Here is a 21,319-nt window from a genome sequence, read left to right as displayed (position 1 = left end):
AAGAATAGAATAACAAAAAAACCGTTAACCCGATACTCCGATTAACGGTCCAAAACTCAATTTCGATGGATAACTCCCGCAAAATCCTTTATTTTCTCAGTGATTTCCTTTGCAAAATGAAGTTGCATTTGCTCTAAATCATAGATGAGACTGTAAGTAGTATGCCTTTTTTTATTGCTAGCTGTTCCCTACTTTGAGGGATCGGCATTCTATCATGAATTTTAGTAGAATTAAAAAAAAGAGAACTGCCTGTTTATAAGCAGTTCTCTTTTTGAATAGACCGTTACTAGTGATCCAGGAATACAAGCTGGATGAAGAATAATACTGCAAAAATGTAGAATATCGGATGAACATCCTTACCTTTTCCGCGGAGCAGCTTGAGTACAGGATAGAAGATGAAACCTACGCCGATGCCTGTCGCAATACTGTGTGTCAGTGGAGTAAGTATGATAATCAGGAAAGCAGGAAATGCTTCTTCGAGATCATTCCAATTGATTTTACTGATTACGCTAATCATAAAGTACCCGACAATAATCAGTGCCGGAGAAGTGATGGCCGGAATGCCTGATATCACACTTACGATAGGCGTAAAGAACAAAGTAAGAGCAAGCAGTACACTTACCGTTACCGCCGTCAGTCCCGTTCTTCCTCCTGCAGCCACCCCTGTGCTGGATTCAATATAAGCGGATGTTGGGCTCGTTCCGAGCAAAGCGCCAGTGGTAGTCCCTACGGCATCTGCCAATAACGCGCCACGTGAGCGCGGAAATTTACCGTCCTTCAGCAGTCCGGCTTGTTCAGCAACTCCGAGCATCGTTCCCGTTGTATCAAACAGTGTAATCAGCAGGAAAGTAAATATGATCGTATACAAGCCATTGGAGAACACGCCTGCCAAATCCAGTTGAAAAGCCGTAGATGTGAGGCCTTGCGGCATGGAAACAATCGATTCCGGCATTTGAAATAGTCCTAAGATCCAGGCAAGTATCGCTGTAACCACCATTCCGATGAACAGATAACCTTTTACATTGTAAGCCATAAGAACAACCGTAATAATCAATCCGATTATGGTCAGGTAAGTCATTGGCTCTGCCAAGTTACCGAGTGTAATCAAATTCGATTCAGAATCGGCAATAATCCCGGAATTTTGCAGACCTACTGTTGTAATAAATAATCCGATCCCTGCAGTTATCGCGTGCTTCAGACTTGCAGGAATGGCGTCAAGCAACATGTAACGAAATGAAGTAAGTGATAAAATAATAAACAAAAGCCCTGCAATAAATACCGCTCCCAATGCTACCTGCCAAGACACGCCATACCCGGCAACGACACTATAGGCAAAGAATGCATTCAGACCCATACCCGGCGCAATGACGATCGGATAATTAGACCCTATCCCCATAATCAGAGTCGCTACAATACTCGCCAGCACCGTAGCAATGAATACTCCGTTAAAGTCCATCCCCGTGCTGCTGAGTATTCCTGGATTGACGATAACTATGTATACCATCGTGAAGAATGTGGTGATTCCTGCAATGATTTCCGTTGAAACGGTCGTGCCTCTTTCTTTTAGTTTGAACCAATTATCCATTGTAAAGCCAGCCTCCAACTTTCAAATTATTCTCCAAAGCTAAAAACAAAAAAATCCTAATCTTCATATAGGATTGTAATATTATCGCTCCTATATTCGTCATTAGGATTTAACAGCTAAGCTTCTAAAAGCAAAAATAAAGATACTCATATCTGTTTTAACCTGATGTCCATTTCGTATCTTAATCAATATAACATTCATTGTCAACGGATTAACCGATTGTTCACAGTTATTTACGAACTATATGGATATGGTATTAATTATTCATTCGTTTTTTAAAATGGGTTATAGTCCTCATTAACGTAATTAAGATTTTTCTTTCTCAACCGACTCCAGACTCAATGTCTCTTTTTCCTCGGTACGTCCCTTGAGGCGGATAGAGAGATCCAGTACGCAAATCCCCCAAGAACATGATCTGATCGGTAATCAGACCATGCTTTTGTCTATTTCGGATCCAATTACGAATTTGCTGTACGTTTTCCTTTATTTATCACGTTCATTCTTTTTTAAGTCATTTTTTAGACGATCCAGTTGTAAAAGATGATGTCTGTAGTGCATTTCTATTAACATAAACCACTCTTTAGCGTTTAATTCACCGAATCCTGGGTGGAGAACATACTTATCATCAGGAGCTTGATGCAGAACAGGTTCTTTATGTTTCATGCATTTCATTACACGGTGAAGACCATCTGACAGTTGTCGCTTACTCTCCGGTTGCTGTGGGGTGTATTGCGGCGAAGCAGGTACCCGTATCCGAACTTCTGGGAAGCTCCCTAGTTTAAATATTGCCTTACCCGCCTCCGTTTTCTCTCCAACAGTGCTCAATGCCGCCACATCATGATCTGCTAAACATTGGTCGACATTCTTCAAATGCATGAATAGCGCGGATTGAATCAAATGTATGTACATTTGTCCTATGGACCATTCCTCCTCACACCTTTTATAAAGCAATTGCTCCATATCGTAGTTATTCAGTTCGCTTACATACTGATCTATCGTCTTTTCAAGCGAATGCAATACCTTCTCTGTTCTTCTCATGATTCAAACATCTCCTCTTGTTTATGGATATGTCTTCATCATAAAAAAACGCTGTTGACAACAGTGTGTCAGTAGCGTTTCATGATTTTTTGGGCTTCTTCCTGTATCCGGTCACATAAAGATTGAGGTTCGATGACTTCAACATCTCCACCCCAGCTTAAGATATAAGGTACCAGCTCTTCTGGGTCGCGGACTCGATAATATACCAAAAGACTGTCCTCGTGTTCCTCCGTAGCCTCCATATAAAAATTACCAATCTCCAGAATTTTGTCGGCTATAATCAAATCAGCCTTAATTAACACACGTTTGTTCCGATCATCCCGCGGGCGATAGTCATTTAAATTAAATTCCGGCGGCATGACGAAATATGATTCCAGCACAATAAGCTCTGTCATTCGTGACAAACGAAAGTGGCGAATATCCTTGCGGATATCACATCGTCCAATTAAAGTCCAATTGCCTTGAACGAACGTCAAACCATATGGATCAACCTCACGTATGGTCTTTCGATTTCCATTAGAGTCCGCCATTTTTTTCACATACGTAATACTTATTTTTCGCCTCTCTAAAATAGCCCTGCGCACCTGTCCCAGATAGTTCTTTACCTTTTGGTGCGTAAATGGTTCACCAGTATGAAGAACTCTCATCGTTTCACGTATGCGAGTAGACTTGTCACGCACCGATTCCGGCAAAATGGCTTCAATCTTGGGCCTTGCTCCCTCAACTTCACTGCTGTATTCACGATCTAGTCTTTGTAAAATAAAATCTGTTCCCATAAGCAGCGTTACGGCTTCTTCTGCTGTAAAGGTAATTGGCGGAAGAAAATAGCCTTCCATTAGAGAGTAGCCTTGCCCGGGAGCTCCATAAATGGGTACTCCCGCCTCGCTCAAAGCCTGGATATCCCGATATATGGTCCTCACGCTTGTCTCAAATTTAGCCCCCAAATCTTCTGCTCTCAACATCTTATTTCGCTGAAGTTCAAGCGTTATAGCGAGCTGTCGTTCGGTCTTATTCATTGTCTTTTCCCCCGCCAAAGTTTTTGTCCCTAGACACTTAGCCAGTCAAGGTCCAACTCCTACTTCCTATGTTCTACCTATGCTTGAAGCCCATTCTTTGAAACAAATTAGGATCTCTTCTAAATTCGTTGCTCCGCCAGCACCGTGAAAAACTCCATCCCTCACAATGCAGTAGAACCAATCTTCATCATTTCTCTCTTCTTTGATCAACTCAAAAGGTACATCCTCTAAATTAGTATCTGTCAAGTCGATTTCGACAGACCAACCCGGATTATCCACAGTATCAATTTTCACACCGTATGAATGCTCCCAATCCCCATTACAGTTTTCATCATACCAGTTCTGAAGCCACTTTAATGTATTCATCATCTCTACCTCTTATTCGGAATTTCACTATGCTTTCTAACGGACACCTTGTATTCTTCGACAAACACTAATGATGGAAGAGGATAAAGGAGTGAACGGAGTTTTGTCCCAGTCTGAATATTGGTTTTCAATACAAAAGCCGTGGTTATTTAACAAACGCTTGAGTGTGTCATGATCAGTAAAACGACATGCAATTCGTGAAGTTGTTTTCCTAGATCCCCAATCACGGAAAGTGACCCAATGCATGATATGGTTTCTTGCATCATAGGATTGTGTCCCTTATACCTTGACTTTAACCCCATCTATATCGATAAATTCTCCCCAAATGGATTCCTCTTGATCTGATAAATCGGTTCCCATGGGGTTACGTGTTTCAAAAATAAACATCCCATTTGGCTCTAAGTGCTTGTAGACTGTTTCGAGTAAGGCGATCTGATCTTCATCACTCAAAAATGCCTGAAATGCATTTCCTGTCAAATAAATCAGGGAAAAACGCTTTTCAGAATCGAATAGACGAGCATCTGCTTCAATAAAATTCACAGGTAAACCTTGAGCTTTGACTCTCGCATAGGCAAGCATGGCTGAAGAAATATCAACCCCTGTGATATGTATCCCCGATTTTGATAAATGAATTGTTGTTAATCCTGTGCCACATGCAAGTTCTAAAACTTCACCCGGATTCAATTCAGCAAATTCAAGATAGAAATTGTATTTTTTTGGTTCATCACCAAATTCAAGATCATAATTAATCGGATCTCGATACTCTTCAAGGTTATTGTGATCTATCAACACTTATCATTCCTTTACTGTAATGTGTTGTGAGTTTCTTTAGTAATATCGCTAACCGCCCATCGGTTGGTAACATATTCGGTGAGGTCGATAATCTTATCAAAGCAGTATGAATCTCTGTCATAGCCGTTATGCTTATAAAAAGCATGGGCGTCGGTTCGCTTAACTCCGCTACATAAAATAATACTTGATATTCCCCGTTCTTTCGCATAATTTTCAGTGTGTCTTAGTAGTTTTGTACCTATCTCACTATTTTGAAAATCCCTTTTAACAGCAATAGCTTGAATATGTAGATAACCAATTGGAACTCCTACGGATAATGCCTGAACAATAGTTACAAAACCGATCACATCATTTTCAAATAATACGACAAATGTTTTGTAATTCCCGTCCTTATTCATCTCTTCCATAGTAACTCGAAAGTTTGCATCATTAACATTGCGATTTCCAAGTACATCGTTCCATAAGAAAACAACTTCAGCATAATCATCTGATATAATTTCTCGTATTTTAATATCCATACCTAACCCCCTCAATATAAAAAATCGAACATTCTTCCCTTTCCCCCTATTTGTGATAAGGTTCACCTCGCAATAAGTAACGGCAAGTTTTAAGAGCCATCCTTCGCCGGATGGTCCTGCTTTTGATTTCTCGCTTTATGCAACAATCGTGCCCGTGAACTTAAAACCTAAATTGAACTGAATGCAAACATTATTTCAGATTCACAAACCAGTTCATTGTTTACTGTGGCGAAACCTTTCCCTTTGACTATCTGTCCCTTGATACGAGTTACCTCGAATGTAAGAAGGAGTTGGTCTCCAGGTTTTACTTGCCGTTTGAATCGACAATTATCAATACCAGTCAATAAACCTATTTTATGATTATTGCTCTCTCCCTTAGACATAACGATACCACCGACCTGCGCCAGTGCTTCAACAATCGCGACTCCAGGCATTACCGGATGGTCGGGAAAATGACCAATGAAATAAGGCTCATTGATTGTCACATTTTTAATTCCGACAGCTTTCTTGCCCTCATCAATTTCCAAGATTCTATCTACCAAAAGAAATGGATATCTGTGAGGAATTACCTCTTTTATTCTTTCAATATCAAACATGGATTGCCTCCTCTTGTAGGTAAATTACCACTTTTGCTCCATTTTGAAAAAAAGACCATAAAAACTAAACTAATACCGCTTTAAGATCATTTTCAGACATATATCATTTTCATTTTCAGAAGCCTTTTGTACCTTTCCGGCGTTACCATAGCCTGAAAGCTACACACATATATACAAATCCATGCCCCGCAAGGAATTCAACAAGGCAAAGGTCTTATTCTCAAGCGTACTTAACTGCTCTTTCACAGTATCAATTACTGTCCTTTTCGTTTAAAACACATCTTGCCAACAATAAGTCCCATACCAGATGAACATATAAGATATCCAAAGAACAAGAAAAGTAAATAAACACCATGAAGATCTTCAGGAATCTGTTTTAAACCTTCAAACCAAGCAGAACGAAAAGGATACAGGAGTGCTACCCAAATGATCAGTAAGAAAAGAAGAAAATTAATTATTTTTAGCACAATAACAATCCTTTCAAGTCCGAGTGGAAACAGTCGGAGGTATACGCTGCATCTTTCATTTCGTATACCTTAACGCTGCACGTACAATATTAGTTAGCTTATGTATTAAAGTTGATATGTTGAATCTATAAATAATTTCAAATTATAATAGGAAACATTAGGGATATTTCTTATTATTCAGTGATTATAACAAATAAAGGTAATATAAGCACATGAAATAATATTGATAAATCTACATGCTCAAACAAATAACCTACTCTCAACCAACGTTGAAGTTAAGTGGGAAATTCGTGTCTTGCTTTAAGTTTAGGACGATGATCGCTACGGTATAAAGAAGCCCTTTCTTTATCAGAACGGTCTTCTTTATGCGTTTCGTGGCAGCGCTTCATGTTCAGTGGACACCAGGTGCACTTTCTTGCACAGTGGGGTTCGATCTTTTTTTCTTTCTTGGCTGTCCTTTCCAGGATAGGTATGTCCAAATTCGCAGGACGTACTCGACCGGCCCATTGCGAAATTTTTTAAGATATAGCGGACTGAGCCACAATTGAATGATGTAGACAGCAAGCGCAATCACCGTGCCGATGAACACGCCAGCATGGCCGAATAGTCCAAGACCGTATCCGTAAAAAATTGTCGTACAGATTACGCTTTGCATCAAATAATTGGTCAGTGAGAGGCGTCCTACGGCCTCAAACCTGCCCATTAGGCTAGAATGGCGGCTTCCCGCATACAACAGCGCAAATGCATAAATGTATCCGAGTGCAAGCAACGTTCCCCCGAGCGTCCCGCCGATTCCGACTCCGGGCCATCCTCCCGCACCAAATTGTGGCGCCAATTGGCCATATGCTTTGAGTATCAAACCAACTGGAATCAAAAACGAGGCACGGCGAAGATACATACGCCACATCGCTTGCGGATCGCTAAACGTGCCGATTCTGGCAGCGCGCATGCCGAACAGAAACATCGGCACCGTCATGAGTGGGGCTAACATCAGGGCCATCAGGGCGTATGACACCTCCAAATCCCCACCGAATGGATCGCCGTTATTGCTGAAATCCCTGATCTCCGCGTAACTGCCACTACCGTATACATCCTGACTTTGAATGATGTAGTTATTCATATGAGTGGACTCACTAGCCAGCGGATTCATCGGATTGGATGCGGGCAGACCAAGCAGCCCCACTCCGACGAGTAGCAGTACCGCCCAGATGAGCAGCGTTTTGGACTTCCGATTCAGGAACATGAGCAGGAAGAAACCGAGTACGCCGTAAAAAGCCAGGATATCCCCTTCCCACAGATAGGTTATGTGCAGCAATCCAATACCAAACAGTAGTAGAAAACGTCGAGCCAGATGACATTTTGGTCGTAAATCTCGTGATTTTAGGCTTTCCGATAGCTTAATCATTCCGAAGCCGAACATAAATGCAAAAATCGGCATAAAACTACCCACCACAGTGATAAGCAGGAACGAGAGGAAAGCCTGGTCTGCACCGCCGATCCCAAACAGTTGGGGTTTACTCTGGCCGAACATTCCATATTGGAAAGCCAGCATATTCGCCATCACGATGCCAGCCAGACTGAATCCGCGCAGTCCATCAATTAATTGGACGCGCTTTTTTGATGTGCTCAATCAATCACCTCTGTCTATAACGTAAAGATCAGTCCTAAATATACGTTAAATCCTTCCATAATTTCAACACAAATTAATAAGTGAAAGTTCTGATAACGATCCCATCTGTATAGTAAAAAAAGTCGCTAAATCAGCGACTTTTAATTTGAACATCTTAAAGTGTGACAATAATTGGACCATTTTTAGTAAGGATAATCGTATGTTCCATTTGAGCTACATAGCTATTTTTTGTAGCAAAGGTCCAGCCGTCTCCTTTTTGGTATACTTCTTCTTCTGAAGTTGAGATAAATGGCTCGAATGCGATAACCATGCCTTCCTTCAACAATTCATCATCCGTTGGATCGTTATAATTAAGGATGTGATCAGATGCTTCGTGTATTGCACGCGTCCAACACCATACAAAATAACTGTTCTTGGAGCCAGACACATCAATGTTGACGATTCTCCTTCTTGAATAACCCGCTCTCCCGGAATACCATGTGCCACTTCGTCATTAACACTAATACAAGTATAGCCTGGAAAATCATATTCACTTTTTGGAGCAGAAACTGCACCTGCTTTTTCAAAAAGCTCTCCGGCTATATAAGTTGAACTAAAGATATATTCACACGTACACTCCGATGACAGAATAACCTTCCAATCGCTGTTATCCCCAGATTTTTTTGATCCCCTTTTCTCAAGGGGGAAATCCGGTGATAAAGGCGAACGCTTCGCTTTTTCAGGTTTTTTCTGTCCTCTCCGTTTCTGTGTAAATGATTAGTTCAACTTATATAGATCATCAAGTTCTTTAGTCGTTATGCCCGGAATAGTTTTTTGTACCAATTCATCTCTAATAGATGCGACAATTTTTTTCGATTTCCTTCAAACCATTAAAATCTTCTTCTGTTCTTGAAATCATTTTTTCTACCTCACTATCTTTTATCATCCATTGATTACATAAGTGTTATCTTTTCGCAAAACTCAAGCAATGTAAATAAATATACGTTGATTGAACATTAGATAATCATATCCAAAGCAGCAAAGCTTCGCAACTTTTTTTCAACATCGTAATTTTAGTTATTTCATTCTCATTTTCCTTCATATTATTGAAGTTCAATTCTCCATCCCTTCATATGTTCTGCGCTATAAGTAAGGGTGTAGTTGTGAAGTAGTTGCTGTATTGTGGTTATCTGTACTGCAATAGCGTTACTACCCGTTCTGACGATAAATACAGGAGAAATATCATTTTCCGTGAATTGGTTGATTATCCATGTCAAAACTTGAATATCGTCACAGTTTAATGAATCCAAAGTTTCTTCCAGTGTTGATTTTTCTTCGTCAGGTCCAAATATGTCGATGGGAATCCATCTATTTCGTTCATTGCTGATCGTCTCAGGAATTTTAAATAAGCTACGATGTCTTGCAAGAACTAATGCTGGATCGATGACTTCTCTGGCGCGTTCTTTCATCTCCCGTTTCTTTATATGTTGTTCACGAAATACTTTTGGTCCTTCCGGGAAGATCTTATTGAATCGTTGATAAAAGTACCTGGGCGAAGAAAAACCACTCTCGATTGATATTTCTACCAGACTCTGTTCGGTCGTTAATAATTGTTTAATGGCATGCTCAATGCGTAAGTAATGTAGCAAGTTTTGCAGCGTATCGCCTATCAATAGCTTGAATTGTGATGATAAATAATCCAAATTTAAATATTCCTCTGTATGTTTGGCGATGTCATTCAAAGATGCTTTGTTAATAAACCCCCTGTGATTAAACAAATAATCATATATTCTTCCTATTCGTTGCAGCTTGGTTGCGTTCCCTTCGAACATTCTTTTCGCATCAAAATTCATAATGAGCAGATCCAGCAAATGTTCGACTGTATTCTTTATACTTAACAATGGAACTTCGCTCGTAGTTACAATTGGAGTAATGAACGTGCATATTTCTTCATTGATGCCTTCTATTCGTTCCAATCCTAGATATGCTCTAGGGCTAAATTCGTGAGCAAACCAGACATATGATAAATCCTGGTAATAACCTTTTGCAAATTCAGCATCGATATTTATTTGCAGTACGACATTGTTTTCATCGGTCTGCCATAAACGGTGAACTTGATTGATATTGAAAATTTCTATTGTACCCGCACCTAAATGTTCTTTGCTCATCTGCAATGGCAACATGAATACTACCTTCCAACACAATCGCCACTTCAATGGAATTATGCCATCCGAACGGTTCATCTTTAACTTTTAGAAACTGTACGTTCATGGGAGAACGGTGGGCCAAATAACCCGTAGCACTCATCCTGTATTTTCCCCTTTCACTGCAAGTTAACTAATCATTAGCAACACATAGAAGCAACATTCAAAAGAAATCTAAGAAATGCACCAACAATTCAAAGAAATGTGAATTGTTCACCCGTCTTCATTTTAGGAAAATGAATGATAGAACAGAACATCTATTAACTCTTAAATGAAGGATTGGGGAGATATCCATGAACCAAATTCAATTCACACAACAGCTTCATTTACAACATCAAGAACAAGTTGCTTATTTATTTTACGAAGCTATTCCATTGAAAGTTAAACATCTGTGGTTTTATGCAAAAACGAAAGAACAAGCAGTCAAGCTACTCGTGGCCATGGAATAGGCAAATTGTTACTAAGTAAGGTGGAGCAACTCGCAATGAATAAACACATGACTAAGATCAATTTAGAGGTTGTTGATACGAATCCATCAGCACAAAAATTATATGAGCATTTCGGTTATAGGATCCAAAAAGAACTGAAATCCGGCCCAGTTACTGTAAAGACTGGCTTCAGAAAAGTGATATTTATGCAAAAATGCTTAGAGGGCACGAAAACAATATAATCTGACAAGGTATTTTATTTCTATTGTGAACCCCATCTTTTGCTTTATTGCTTCTCCTCCTCAATAGTGATAACCTCCCTTGCTGCTTCAATGAAAGATAAGAGGATTGGCGAAAGCCACTTGTCTTTGTGCCATAACATCTGTGTATACACGTGCAAGTCTGGAATTTGCCATGGAAGGGCAACAAGGTCGCCTCTTTTAACTTCTTCCGTGGTTATTTCAGGGAGAAAAGCAATACCGATTCCTGCAATGGCACATTGTTTAATGGCTTCGGCATTTTGAAATTCCAAGTATGTAATAGTATCCATGCCTTCTTGCTCAAATGAACGGTCAAACATGGTTCGATAAGTACAGCCTTTTTCATTCGTCAGAAAAACTTCTCCGTGAAAATCCTCCAACTGTAGTACAGTTTGATTCGCGAGTGGATGGTCTGGAGCCGCGAAAAAGCGGAACGTTTCTTCCAGCAGCGGTTCCACTGCAAGTCCCGTTGAGCGAATGGGCTCGTCCAACATAAAGACAACATCCAATGATGGAATATGAAATTTTTAATTTGGGTGACGTGAGCTTGCAATCCGGAGTGACATTACCGAACGCTTTTCTTGCGTATAAGACGTATGGAAAATTAAATGAGAAGAAAGATAATGTCATCATCTATCCAACGGCATTTGGTGACCAGCATGTGCAGAATGAATGGTTAATTGAAAACGGCATGGCACTCGATCCGGAGAAATACTTCATTATCGTACCGAATCTATTAGGCAACGGGTTATCTTCGTCCCCTAGTAACACACCTCCCCCATTTGATCGGGCTAATTTTCCTCAGGTAACCATCTATGACAACGTAACGTTGCAACATCGACTGGTGACCGAAAAATTCGATATTCAAAAGATTGCTCTCGTCGTGGGTTGGTCCATGGGAGGCATTCAAGCATTCCAATGGGGAGCAACATATCCCGACATGGTAGAACGCATTGCGCCGATCGCTGGAATTGCCAAGCCGTGGCCTCAGACCTTAGTGGTGCTGAATGGAGTTAGCGCCCCGCTTATGGCTGTCGCTCAGTTCGAACCAAGCAAACTCAATGATTTGACTTCTGCAGACTTGCGCGCTGTGGGTCGTACTTATGCAGGATGGGGATTTTCGCAAGCATTTTATAGAAAGGAGCTCTATCGTGAGTTAGGATTTGATTCACTCGCAGCGTTTGTGGCTGACTTCTGGGAGGCTGTGTTTATGACGATGGATCCACACAATGTCTTGACCATGTTATGGACAGGCGAACATGCAGACATTAGTGCCAACCCCTTCTATAACGGGGATTTTGATCAGGCACTCAAAAGCATTCAAGCCCTTGCCTACGTTATGCCAGGAAGCTCGGATCTCTTTTGTACGGCGGAAGATAACGAATACGAGGTTAAGCTCATGCCTAACGCGGTGCTAAAACCTATCGAATCGATCTGGGGGCACTTTGCCGGTCGTGGAATCAACAGTGCGGATAATACATTTATTGATGACAACCTTAAACAATTGCTCACGCTTAGTGTAAATGGATAACCAAGTAGGAAACCACACGTGCATTTATAAGAATGATTTCCTTTTACATGGATAAATGTGGTTTTCAAGTTGTATATGCCTCGGCATATCTCTCATTCCATATGGATTAATATGCTAAAACATCTGCTTTTAGGCGATATAATTGAAGGCACAGACGGGCGTAAAGTATACGAATACTTGATTTCTGAACTTGCTAAACTGAACTTAGCCTATCTTCATATTCTGCATGGTGGGGACAGCCGCGGCTATACTGATTATCCAACGATGAAATAAAAGTCACTTTGAACTTTTTTCTGCGCCCTACTACAGCGAAGCTGTTTTAGGGCATTTTCCATTTATAACTCCGTCACTTTACAAGTGTTGAATTATTCACTACGCTTATAGAAGTACAAGCGGAAAGGTGAAAAGTGATGAACAACTTTGAAGAAGAACACAAACCAGACTCTAATACATCTCATGTAGAAAAAGAAATGCAAGTCATCCAGCAATTCCCCATTAACTTTGCGGTTTTTTCCATGGCGAGATCACATCGTGGTTTAGCTGCGCACTTGTTGCGTGAAGTTGGACTGTTTACTGGTCAAGAAATTATGTTAATGCAATTAGGAGAGCAAGATGGACAATCGCAGCAGAGTCTCGGACGGACGATGCGCTTGGACCATTCAACGATTGCCAAATCCGTTCGGCGATTAGAAGAATCTGGCCTAGTCACTCGCTCTAAATCGCCCAAAGATGGGCGCGTCACGCTAGTTACACTGACTGAAAATGGCCGACAACTCGTTGACGAGGCTGTTGCCGTTTGGACAAAAATGGAGGAAGCTGCATCACAAGATCTTTCGGAACAAGAACGTGAGCTGTTAATCTCGGTATCTCGAAAAATTTCATCCAACCTAGAGGGTTTCCTTTAGGACTTACAACCCCCTCCAAAGGTGCATTTGACTTCTTCTACCTTCAAGGGGGTTATTCTAAACTTCATATACAAAACTTACATAAAACAACTTCGTTGGGTGATACTACCTAGAAATATATTCTCCGGTTTGGAGTGAAGGCCAATGAAGCAATCCACATCTCAGATCAATACCTCCGAGGTTATTATCGTGGTTATCAATTCAATACTTGGAGCTGGAATCCTAACACTCCCTCGAACCATCAGTAAAGCAGTGGAGACACCGGATGTATGGATTTCCGTCATTCTGTCAGGGTTGATCGTAACCGCCATCAGCCTGCTTCTTGTAACCTTGTGTCGTAGATTTCCCGGTAAAACGGTGTTCGAGTTTATACCTGAAATCACAGGTAATTGGATTGCTTATCTATTGGGACTTTTAATTATCGTATATTTTGTTGTTCTCTGTTCATTCGAAGTCAGAGTCATGGCTGAGATTACAAGTATGTACATCCTTGAGCGCACGCCCACTTGGGTCACCATTATGGTCAGTTTGTGGATTGGTATCTATATGTTAACGGGTGGTCTTAAAGTCATCATTCGGGTCTTTTCAATGGTGTTGCCCGTTACGCTGGTGTTGCTTGCGCTGGTGTTCCTTTTAAGCACTAAGATGTTTGAAATCAATAATCTCAGGCCCATTCTGGGCGAGGGCCTCATGCCCGTGTTGAAGGGTCTCAAGCCTTCATGTCTCTCCTATTCTGGATATGAGGTTTTACTTATCATCACAGCTTACATGACAGACGTAAAGGCAAGCAATAAGGCCGCGATATATAGCATCCTTATTTGCACGATTATCTATTTGATCACGATTGTCACAGTGGTGGGGAATTTATCTTTGCCAGGAATTGAGACGCGGATGTGGCCAACATTTGACATGGTACGAAGTTTTGAAATTGAGGGATTCCTTTTTGAGCGTTATGAATCGCTGTTCATCGTATTTTGGCTGATGCAAATATTTGCAACGTATGCTTTTAAACACTATTTTGCGGCAATAGGTATCCGAGATTTGTTTCGTCTCAAAAATATTACGAGCATACAATTCGCGATGTTGCCTGTCTTGTATCTGATTGCTTACTTGCCTAAAAACTTGGAGGAAACGTTAGCTTTGGGTGATTTTCTCGGCAATATGTCCATTTTTTTATTTGGCCTGTTGCCACTACTGTTGCTCATCATTAGTTTCGTTCGTAAAAAAGGCGGGAAGCAGGCTTCTAGTGAAGCCCTATAGATAGGCTGAATGGTTAGTTCTTCTTGTATGTGCTCAGGAGAACCTTTTCGTTCTCCTGGCTCCATGAGCATAAAATTAGTCTCGGCTTCAACTTGTTTCATGACCGAATCGAAATGGTGACCCTCGAACATCAAATTTTCGTAATTTGACTTGCTGTGGCTTCATCCGTAATGAGCATATTAATATACCCTCCCCGCAAAGCAGCCAGAATGCAGTCGATTTTATGCAGACCAAAGGCCATACCTACCACTGTTTTTGTCTTCTTTAACTGCTCAAGTCCAAGGCCAATCACTTTATGATTAATGGGATGCTCTGTGATTGTTCCTTCACGAGTGATAAATACGGAATTAATATCCGCAACGGTGTTCAAGGCTTCTAATTCAGCTAACACTTGCTCATTTAGATAACCTGATCTTTCCATCGTTGACATGGAATACGGGTTTCCGATCCCCACCAGGGCGAGATTGATATTCTCTCCCTCTTTGAGAACAGCCGAAATATTAGACATGCCAATAATTTGCTCCCTTAACTCTTCTGTCTCAACGACTGCGGGGGCATATAACGTATCGCACGTTACACCCATTTTTTTGGATAACTCATAAGCGATCTGGTTAGAGTGCATTTCGTTTCGGGAATTCCCTGTTCCACCAACCAGTGGAATAACTTTGACATTCTCTTTTTTCTCCAGGGGGAACTCTCGCACCATATGATAGAGCGTATTGCCCCATGAGACACCGACACGGTCGCCGTTTTTGATCAGTTTTTGAACAAATTGGGCGGCAGCCTTGCCTACTGCACTCGACAACAACTCTTTATTCAGATCCTTCGTTGGAACGACCAGTACTTGTTTGAGGTTAAATAAGTCTTCCAGTTTTTTCTCTAATTTGGACGTTTCGTAATCATCATCGTAAATGACAATCTCAATAATGCCCTCTTCCTTCGCACGTTGCAGCATCTTGGAGATGACCGGCCTGGATACACCAAGCTTCTCAGCAATCTTCTCCTGTGTCCAGGATTCATAGTAATACATCTTACAGACTCTTATCATATTTTTGCGTTCGTCTATATTCACATATAAGTCCGCCTTTTACATTTAAATTTCCCTTCTTACACATTACCCACTATAAAATGGGATTCGCAGCGCAGTCAAGCCAGGATAACATTCCCAAAAGTATTTTACAAAAGATTGACACTCGGTTGACACAAGAGTAATAAACTCTTTTTACAATTGTAACTGTACAGAACATTTGTAAAGAGTACAGATCAAGACAGACAGAGGTGCAAAAGATGAATGTGAAGATATTAGGTTACTGGGGGGGATATCCCTCCGCTGGCGGAGCAACTGCGGGATACCTTGTAACCACAGATGAAGGGCAGATTTTGTTGGACTGTGGCAGCGGCGTTATGAGTAAGCTCCCCTCCGAGACATGCGTGGAAGATCTATCAGGTGTTATTTTGTCTCACTTACACCATGATCATATCGCGGATCTGGGAGTCCTCCAATATGCTGCAGCGGGTGCGATCCGCAATGGTCGCATGTTGAATAAACTGAAGCTGTATGCACCGGATAATCCAGTGGATATTCTGAATGGTCTATATGGTGAACATACCGAGGTCATCTCGATTGATCCTTCATCCAAGATTCAGCTTGCTGGCGCAGAGATCGAATTCGTACAGGTGCAGCATACCATTACATGTTACGCCGTTAAGATCACATATAAAGGCAAGGTGCTGGTGTATTCCGGTGATACCTCGTACTGTAATTCACTTATCGAACTTGCTCGTGATGCAGACATCTTTCTATGTGAGGCTACCATCTGTGAAGGCAGCGTACACACAACTGGCCAAGGACATATGAATGCACTTCAGGCAGGCATGATTGCTGGTCAGGCTAACGTCAAGCAGCTCGTCCTTGTCCATCTTCCCGGAGATGGCGATCTGGAGTTCATGCGGGATGAAGCAAGTCGCTCTTTCCAAGGGCCTGTGGATATACCCGAACCACTTCGTATGTATGTTGTGTAAGTCTATACATCCGGGAGGGATATGTTCATGTACAAATTGTTAGCCCTTGATCTGGACGGCACGATGCTCAATCCAGACAAAATGATAACCCCTATGACACGAAGCTCCATTCAACAATTAATGTCAGCAGATGTGAATGTCACGATTGCATCCGGTCGCTTTCCCGCTTCCGTATGGTTACACGCTCGGGAAGTCTCCATGAATTTCCCACTGGTAGCATTGAACGGTGCAGTGACGGTAGATCCCGTGACAGGACAGATGCTTGATGGGGTTGCACTGAAAACAGAAAATATGCTGTTCATGTTGGATGTCATCGAGCAAGAAGGAGCTTACATCCATTTCTATGGATACAATGTCCTCTATGTTCAAGAGATTAATGATATCAATAGAAACTGGGCCTTGAACAATAGGGTCAACAGACCGGAATTAGATTCGCCCGAAGAACTTGATGAACTTGATGCAAAACAGGCTGATCTTATTCGCTTCGTCGAAGTTGGACAGGATTTCAGAACCTTTGTCAGCCAGATGCCAGACATGCTCTTCAAAGCAGCGGTTATCTGTACAGACCACGACTCACGCGAGAAACTTTTTCGTACCCTTGACGAATCAGGGTTGTTCCAATGTACACGGACCGGACGTTTGCGATTTGATGTTAATTCAATCGGAGTCAGTAAACGTGGAGCACTGGAGCGATTGTGTCATGCACATCATATCGAACGTGCGCAGGTAGCTGCAGCCGGGGATTATGATAATGACCTGGAAATGCTGCAATGGGCCGGACTAGGTATAGCGATGGGAAATGCCGAGTTTCATGTGAAGGAAATCGCTAATGTTGTTACAGGTAGTAACACTGAAGATGGTGTTGCGCAGGCTATCCATACGTTCTTACTCTAATTTATCAGCTAGACACCCAAAGGAGAGATTATCTGTGATTCCATTCAAAAAGACGTTACTACTGCCACTTCTGGCAGGCATGATTGTATTCAGCGGTTGTTCTGCACAGGGACAAGCCACTCCAGATCAAGGTAGTTCAGGCGGAGCTTCAAGCTCTGTGTCAGGCAAACTGTCCTTCTATACTTCCCAGCCTGAAGAAGATGCAGGCAAATTGGTAAATGCGTTTAACGAAAAATATCCAGATGTTCAAGTCAGCATCTTCCGTTCCGGAACGGAAGAAGTCACTGCCAAACTTCAGGCAGAACGCCAAGCCGGTAAAACTCAGGCGGATGTACTCCTGCTGGCTGATGCAGTTACCTTTGAAAATCTGAAAAAGGATGATCTTCTTCAAGCTTACAAGTCGCCAGAACTAAGTGCAATCCCGACCGATCTTGTTGATCCGGATGGTATGTACGCCGGTACGAAGGTCATGGCAACGGTACTTGCTACCAATACCCAGAAGGTCACTGCCCAACCAACATCTTGGCAAGTGCTGACCCTGCCCGACAGCAAGGATGCAAGTATTATGCCGAGTCCCCTATACTCTGGCGCAGCAGCGTACAACATCGGTGTTTTTAGTCGTACAGATGGATTCGGATGGGATTTTCTGCAGGAGACCAAGATGAACGGCATGGCCGTAATTAAAGGAAACGGTGCTGTTATGAAGGCTGTAGCCAGCGGTGAAAAATCATATGGCGTCGTTGTTGATTACCTCGTAGCGCGTGAAAAAGCGAAAGGTTCTCCAGTTGAACTGATCTATCCAGAAGAAGGTGTTCCCATCATCACAGAACCGATCGGAATTATGAAAGAAGCTGCCAACGTGCCGGCTGCTCAAGCCTTTGTAGATTTCATTCTCTCTGAAGAGGGTCAGAAGTTGTCTGCCGAGATCGGTTACTCCCCTATTCGTGAAGGCATTGCTCCGCCTGAAGGACTGAAAGGTGTATCGGAAATGAAGATTTTGCCTGGCGATGCGGCCAAACTTGCATCGGATCGTGAAACAGATAAACAGCAATTCATTAATGTGTTTGGCGAGTAAGGATTGGAGCTGTCCGAATGGAGAAGTTGTTTCGTTGGAATCGATTGATCGCCTTGTTGGGTGCTATAGCTGTCCTGTTATTCTTTGTATACCCCATCCTGAAGCTGGTTCTTCTCAGCTTTCAGGGTGAGCAAGGTTTAACGTTATCTCATTATAACGAATTGCTTCAGCAGGAGCGTTTCTGGTCCACATTGCGCAATACCGTATATATCGTCATCGGTTCAACCGTGTTCTCGTTAGTAATTGGAACTGCACTGGCCTGGGTCGTCGCTTATACGGATATACGACACAAATCGGCTCTTCACATGGGGATCATGCTATGTTTTATTCTTCCCTCTTATGTTCTCACGTTGTCCTGGTCCTCTTTTACCGGGTCACAGAGCTGGCTTGCACATTTGCTGCAATGGATTCATCCCTCCCTGTCTCCTTGGAATATGTACAGTATGGGCGGGATTGTGTTTGTGATGGGTATTCATCATTTCCCATTAGTGTATATGTTCACTTTGGATGTACTCCGCAAAATCCCGCGTGATCTGGAGTGGTCGGCCAGAGCTGGTGGTGCCAGCAGGATCGAAGTCTTTCGTCGTATTACATTGCCACTTGCCCTTCCGGGTCTAACGGCGGGCGGATTGCTGGTTTTCCTGGCTTCGCTGGACAATTTCGGCATACCTGCCTTCCTTGGTACGCCTGTGAATATTTCCGTTCTCAGCACACTTATATATGAAGAGATTATCGGGTTCGGGCCTTCGGCATTTGCCCGTGGCGCATCGTTATCTGTGCTGCTCGGTGCTGCTGCGGTAGTCGGCAGTCTGTTGCAATGGATTCTATTGCGTAAAAGTCATGCTTCGGATACGATGCAACCCGATCTGACTCCGAGATATGAGTTGGGTCGCATGCGGAAGCCATTAACCTATGCCATATGGGCGGGTCTCGCACTGATTACGATTATTCCATTGTCATCCATGATCTCGATGTCTTTAAAAAGAGCATATGGTCTCGGTCTGACTCGTGCCAATATGACCCTGGACAATTATAGATATATTCTCTTTGAAAATGAGCGTGTATGGCAGGCGATCCAGAACAGCCTTGTCCTCTCTATAGTCACGATGCTGGCATGTCTGATTATTGGCTCAGGATTTGCTTATATCCGGGTACGTAAGCCTAATCAATTCAATAAAATGGCCGAGCTGGCCACTGCCGTTCCTTATACCCTTCCAGGCATTGTGTTCGCACTGTCCATGATTCTGGTATGGATGGAGCCGGTTCCCGGTTGGAACCCTGGCATATATGGCACCATGACCATCTTGTTTATTGCCTACATCTGCCGATTCCTTATTCTTCAGATCCGTTCAAGTGTCACTTCATTCATGCAGTTGGATGCGTCTATGGAAGAAGCTGCCCGGATCTCCGGAGCCGGTTTTTGGCGTAAGTGGACTGCTGTTCTGCTGCCTTTATTGCTACCAGGTATTCTCACTGGAGGCATGTTGGTCTTCCTGACTGCCCTGACCGAGCTTACTGTATCGGCATTGTTATATTCATCAGGTTCACAGACCATTGGTGTTACCATATTTAGTTTTGAACAGGCAGGGGACACCCTCTATTCAACTGCATTGTCCAGTCTGATTGTCGCACTTATTGCGGCAGGAGGAGTAATTTTGCTCATCGCTCAACGCTGGGCAACTCGTAAGGGAGTGAAGTCATGAGTATCCAGATTCAACAGGTTAGCAAATCCTTCGGAAGTTACCAGGCACTTCATTCCATTGATTTAACGATTAAGGATGGAGAATTCGTGGCGATTCTTGGACCGTCAGGCTGTGGGAAAACCACATTACTGCGCATTCTTGCCGGATTTGAGCAGCCAAGCAGCGGTAATGTTTTGATGGACGGTAAAGTGGTTGCAGGCTCGGGGACATTGCTTCCTCCCGAAAAACGTAGAATCGGCATGGTGTTCCAGTCATTCGCACTTTGGCCACATATGAATGTATCAGAACATGTCCGTTTTCCCATCCGAACGCATAAATCAACGCCTTCCCATATTAAAAATAACGAGCAGAACCGCATTCAGGAAGTCCTGAATATGTCGGGGCTGTCCCATCTGGCTGAACGTATGCCGCATGAGCTATCCGGAGGACAAAAACAACGCGTCGCTATCGCACGCGCCATCGCTCCCCAGCCGTCTTTGTTGCTGATGGATGAACCTCTCAGCAGCTTGGATGCCATGCTTCGTATGGACATGCGGCGTGAGATTCAACAAGTACACCGGAATACCCAATCAGCCGTAGTTTATGTTACGCATGATCAGGGCGAAGCCCTTGCCATGGCTGACCGAATTATCGTGATGAAGGATGGTCGGATTGAGCAGGCTGGAACTCCGCAGGAGATTTATTTGCGGCCGGAGACCGAGTTTGTTGCGAGGTTTGTATCGAAGTCCAATTTGGTCAAGGGGCACTGGGATACAGACATGTTCATACCTGAGGGCGGTACGAATATTGCTTGGCCTGGCAAGCAGGTCGCGAACTATTTTAAATCCAACGGGTTGTATCCCGTTAGGCCGGATCAGTTCCAGTTACAGCCTTCCAGTGAAGCTGGAATATTGGGCTCGATCGCCAATGTTCAGTTTCAAGGGAAAGAATTTCACTATGATATTCGCAGTGATACCAAACGTTGGGAAGTCATCTCTCCTCTTCCTTTTGCCCTGAATGAACAAGTGAGCATGAGTCTTTCTGCTTTCGGCGGTGAAGGAGTGTGACGTT

20 protein-coding genes and 3 pseudogenes are annotated in these 21,319 nt (G+C 42.7%); 10 read left to right on the top strand and 13 right to left on the bottom strand.

From position 1 onward, the window contains the following. Window positions 1-286: 286 nt before the first annotated feature. The 11 genes and pseudogenes from ACR32F_RS15660 to ACR32F_RS15610 all read right to left on the bottom strand — a co-directional run bounded on the left by ACR32F_RS15660 (window position 287) and on the right by ACR32F_RS15610 (window position 10,170). Window positions 287-1,585, bottom strand: coding sequence for an NCS2 family permease (locus ACR32F_RS15660; protein WP_440119594.1), 1,299 nt, complete (start codon window positions 1,583-1,585; stop codon window positions 287-289). A 483-nt stretch (window positions 1,586-2,068) separates the two neighbouring features. Then, window positions 2,069-2,623, bottom strand: a complete 555-nt coding sequence (locus tag ACR32F_RS15655; protein ID WP_440119593.1) for a DinB family protein — start codon at window positions 2,621-2,623, stop codon at window positions 2,069-2,071. Window positions 2,624-2,691: 68 nt separating this feature from the next. Further along, entirely contained in the window at window positions 2,692-3,639 is a 948-nt protein-coding gene (locus ACR32F_RS15650; protein WP_440119592.1) for a helix-turn-helix transcriptional regulator, read from the bottom strand. Window positions 3,640-3,705: 66 nt separating this feature from the next. Next, window positions 3,706-4,008, bottom strand: a complete 303-nt coding sequence (locus tag ACR32F_RS15645) for an immunity 53 family protein (RefSeq protein WP_440119590.1) — start codon at window positions 4,006-4,008, stop codon at window positions 3,706-3,708. 276 nt (window positions 4,009-4,284) lie between these two features. Continuing rightward, complete coding sequence (locus ACR32F_RS15640) at window positions 4,285-4,794, bottom strand: class I SAM-dependent DNA methyltransferase (RefSeq protein ID WP_440119589.1); 510 nt, start codon at window positions 4,792-4,794, stop codon at window positions 4,285-4,287. Between the two features lie 14 nt (window positions 4,795-4,808). Further along, entirely contained in the window at window positions 4,809-5,315 is a 507-nt protein-coding gene (locus tag ACR32F_RS15635) for a GNAT family N-acetyltransferase (RefSeq protein WP_440119588.1), read from the bottom strand. 167 nt (window positions 5,316-5,482) lie between these two features. Continuing rightward, window positions 5,483-5,911: a 3-hydroxyacyl-ACP dehydratase FabZ gene (fabZ, locus tag ACR32F_RS15630; RefSeq protein ID WP_440119587.1), complete on the bottom strand. Its 429-nt coding sequence runs from the start codon at window positions 5,909-5,911 to the stop codon at window positions 5,483-5,485. 858 nt (window positions 5,912-6,769) lie between these two features. After that, entirely contained in the window at window positions 6,770-8,008 is a 1,239-nt protein-coding gene (locus tag ACR32F_RS15625) for a DUF418 domain-containing protein (protein ID WP_440119586.1), read from the bottom strand. A 154-nt stretch (window positions 8,009-8,162) separates the two neighbouring features. Further along, a pseudogene (locus tag ACR32F_RS15620) lies at window positions 8,163-8,638 on the bottom strand (M24 family metallopeptidase). A 144-nt stretch (window positions 8,639-8,782) separates the two neighbouring features. After that, window positions 8,783-8,906: pseudogene (locus ACR32F_RS15615) on the bottom strand (type I methionyl aminopeptidase); the annotation flags it as partial. Between the two features lie 184 nt (window positions 8,907-9,090). Then, window positions 9,091-10,170: a helix-turn-helix transcriptional regulator gene (locus ACR32F_RS15610; RefSeq protein WP_440119585.1), complete on the bottom strand. Its 1,080-nt coding sequence runs from the start codon at window positions 10,168-10,170 to the stop codon at window positions 9,091-9,093. 314 nt (window positions 10,171-10,484) lie between these two features. Here ACR32F_RS15610 and ACR32F_RS15605 point away from each other — a divergent pair, with 314 nt between their 5' ends. Both ACR32F_RS15605 and ACR32F_RS15600 read left to right on the top strand, forming a co-directional pair. Beyond that, the gene (locus ACR32F_RS15605) at window positions 10,485-10,640 is read left to right on the top strand and encodes a hypothetical protein (protein ID WP_440119584.1); all 156 of its coding nucleotides are present in this window, start codon (window positions 10,485-10,487) and stop codon (window positions 10,638-10,640) included. Window positions 10,641-10,675: 35 nt separating this feature from the next. Further along, a complete protein-coding gene (locus tag ACR32F_RS15600) occupies window positions 10,676-10,861 on the top strand; it encodes a hypothetical protein (protein WP_440119583.1) in 186 nt (61 codons plus the stop codon). 44 nt (window positions 10,862-10,905) lie between these two features. Here the strand turns inward: ACR32F_RS15600 and ACR32F_RS15595 are convergent. Further along, window positions 10,906-11,385, bottom strand: a pseudogene (locus ACR32F_RS15595) (LysR family transcriptional regulator substrate-binding protein); the annotation flags it as partial. Between the two features lie 5 nt (window positions 11,386-11,390). Here ACR32F_RS15595 and ACR32F_RS15590 point away from each other — a divergent pair. From ACR32F_RS15590 to ACR32F_RS15580, 3 genes are all read left to right on the top strand, one after another. Then, complete coding sequence (locus ACR32F_RS15590; protein ID WP_440119889.1) at window positions 11,391-12,410, top strand: alpha/beta fold hydrolase; 1,020 nt, start codon at window positions 11,391-11,393, stop codon at window positions 12,408-12,410. Window positions 12,411-12,820: 410 nt separating this feature from the next. Continuing rightward, complete coding sequence (locus ACR32F_RS15585) at window positions 12,821-13,315, top strand: MarR family winged helix-turn-helix transcriptional regulator (protein WP_440119582.1); 495 nt, start codon at window positions 12,821-12,823, stop codon at window positions 13,313-13,315. Window positions 13,316-13,459: 144 nt separating this feature from the next. Next, a complete protein-coding gene (locus ACR32F_RS15580; RefSeq protein ID WP_440119580.1) occupies window positions 13,460-14,575 on the top strand; it encodes a GerAB/ArcD/ProY family transporter in 1,116 nt (371 codons plus the stop codon). A gap of 130 nt (window positions 14,576-14,705) precedes the next feature. Here the strand turns inward: ACR32F_RS15580 and ACR32F_RS15575 are convergent, their stop codons facing one another. Continuing rightward, window positions 14,706-15,605, bottom strand: a complete 900-nt coding sequence (locus ACR32F_RS15575; RefSeq protein WP_440119578.1) for a sugar-binding transcriptional regulator — start codon at window positions 15,603-15,605, stop codon at window positions 14,706-14,708. A 257-nt stretch (window positions 15,606-15,862) separates the two neighbouring features. On the opposite strand from ACR32F_RS15575, the gene ACR32F_RS15570 reads away from it, so the two are divergent. The 5 genes from ACR32F_RS15570 (at window position 15,863) to ACR32F_RS15550 (ending at window position 21,315) form a co-directional block, all read left to right on the top strand. Next, window positions 15,863-16,597 carry an MBL fold metallo-hydrolase gene (locus ACR32F_RS15570; protein ID WP_440119577.1) on the top strand — a complete coding sequence of 245 codons (735 nt, stop codon included), beginning with the start codon at window positions 15,863-15,865 and terminating at the stop codon, window positions 16,595-16,597. A 27-nt stretch (window positions 16,598-16,624) separates the two neighbouring features. Continuing rightward, window positions 16,625-17,491, top strand: coding sequence for an HAD family hydrolase (locus ACR32F_RS15565; RefSeq protein ID WP_440119576.1), 867 nt, complete (start codon window positions 16,625-16,627; stop codon window positions 17,489-17,491). A 79-nt stretch (window positions 17,492-17,570) separates the two neighbouring features. Continuing rightward, window positions 17,571-18,566 (top strand): ABC transporter substrate-binding protein, encoded by a 996-nt coding sequence (locus ACR32F_RS15560; protein ID WP_440119888.1) that lies wholly within the window; start codon window positions 17,571-17,573, stop codon window positions 18,564-18,566. A gap of 17 nt (window positions 18,567-18,583) precedes the next feature. Further along, window positions 18,584-20,269, top strand: a complete 1,686-nt coding sequence (locus ACR32F_RS15555) for an ABC transporter permease (RefSeq protein WP_440119575.1) — start codon at window positions 18,584-18,586, stop codon at window positions 20,267-20,269. Then, the gene (locus ACR32F_RS15550; protein ID WP_440119574.1) at window positions 20,266-21,315 is read left to right on the top strand and encodes an ABC transporter ATP-binding protein; all 1,050 of its coding nucleotides are present in this window, start codon (window positions 20,266-20,268) and stop codon (window positions 21,313-21,315) included. Before ACR32F_RS15555 ends, ACR32F_RS15550 begins: the two co-directional genes overlap by 4 nt. Window positions 21,316-21,319: the final 4 nt, after the last annotated feature.

Origin of the sequence: Paenibacillus hebaui (assembly GCF_051934385.1) — a bacterium.
Classification (GTDB): domain Bacteria; phylum Bacillota; class Bacilli; order Paenibacillales; family Paenibacillaceae; genus Paenibacillus.
The sequence above is the reverse complement of the archived record's forward strand: the minus strand, read 5'-3'. Positions and strand labels throughout refer to the sequence as shown.

Coding starts and splice junctions, on each gene's coding strand:
- ACR32F_RS15650 (WP_440119592.1), bottom strand. CDS start 3,639: ATGAATAAGACCGAACGACAGCTCGCTATAACGCTTGAACTTCAGCGA.
- ACR32F_RS15610 (WP_440119585.1), bottom strand. CDS start 10,170: ATGTTGCCATTGCAGATGAGCAAAGAACATTTAGGTGCGGGTACAATA.
- ACR32F_RS15655 (WP_440119593.1), bottom strand. CDS start 2,623: ATGAGAAGAACAGAGAAGGTATTGCATTCGCTTGAAAAGACGATAGAT.
- ACR32F_RS15570 (WP_440119577.1), top strand. CDS start 15,863: ATGAATGTGAAGATATTAGGTTACTGGGGGGGATATCCCTCCGCTGGC.
- ACR32F_RS15560 (WP_440119888.1), top strand. CDS start 17,571: ATGATTGTATTCAGCGGTTGTTCTGCACAGGGACAAGCCACTCCAGAT.
- ACR32F_RS15635 (WP_440119588.1), bottom strand. CDS start 5,315: ATGGATATTAAAATACGAGAAATTATATCAGATGATTATGCTGAAGTT.
- ACR32F_RS15645 (WP_440119590.1), bottom strand. CDS start 4,008: ATGATGAATACATTAAAGTGGCTTCAGAACTGGTATGATGAAAACTGT.
- ACR32F_RS15555 (WP_440119575.1), top strand. CDS start 18,584: ATGGAGAAGTTGTTTCGTTGGAATCGATTGATCGCCTTGTTGGGTGCT.
- ACR32F_RS15585 (WP_440119582.1), top strand. CDS start 12,821: ATGAACAACTTTGAAGAAGAACACAAACCAGACTCTAATACATCTCAT.
- ACR32F_RS15600 (WP_440119583.1), top strand. CDS start 10,676: ATGAATAAACACATGACTAAGATCAATTTAGAGGTTGTTGATACGAAT.
- ACR32F_RS15565 (WP_440119576.1), top strand. CDS start 16,625: ATGTACAAATTGTTAGCCCTTGATCTGGACGGCACGATGCTCAATCCA.
- ACR32F_RS15550 (WP_440119574.1), top strand. CDS start 20,266: ATGAGTATCCAGATTCAACAGGTTAGCAAATCCTTCGGAAGTTACCAG.
- ACR32F_RS15660 (WP_440119594.1), bottom strand. CDS start 1,585: ATGGATAATTGGTTCAAACTAAAAGAAAGAGGCACGACCGTTTCAACG.
- ACR32F_RS15590 (WP_440119889.1), top strand. CDS start 11,391: ATGGAATATGAAATTTTTAATTTGGGTGACGTGAGCTTGCAATCCGGA.
- ACR32F_RS15580 (WP_440119580.1), top strand. CDS start 13,460: ATGAAGCAATCCACATCTCAGATCAATACCTCCGAGGTTATTATCGTG.
- fabZ (WP_440119587.1), bottom strand. CDS start 5,911: ATGTTTGATATTGAAAGAATAAAAGAGGTAATTCCTCACAGATATCCA.
- ACR32F_RS15575 (WP_440119578.1), bottom strand. CDS start 15,605: ATGTATTACTATGAATCCTGGACACAGGAGAAGATTGCTGAGAAGCTT.
- ACR32F_RS15605 (WP_440119584.1), top strand. CDS start 10,485: ATGAACCAAATTCAATTCACACAACAGCTTCATTTACAACATCAAGAA.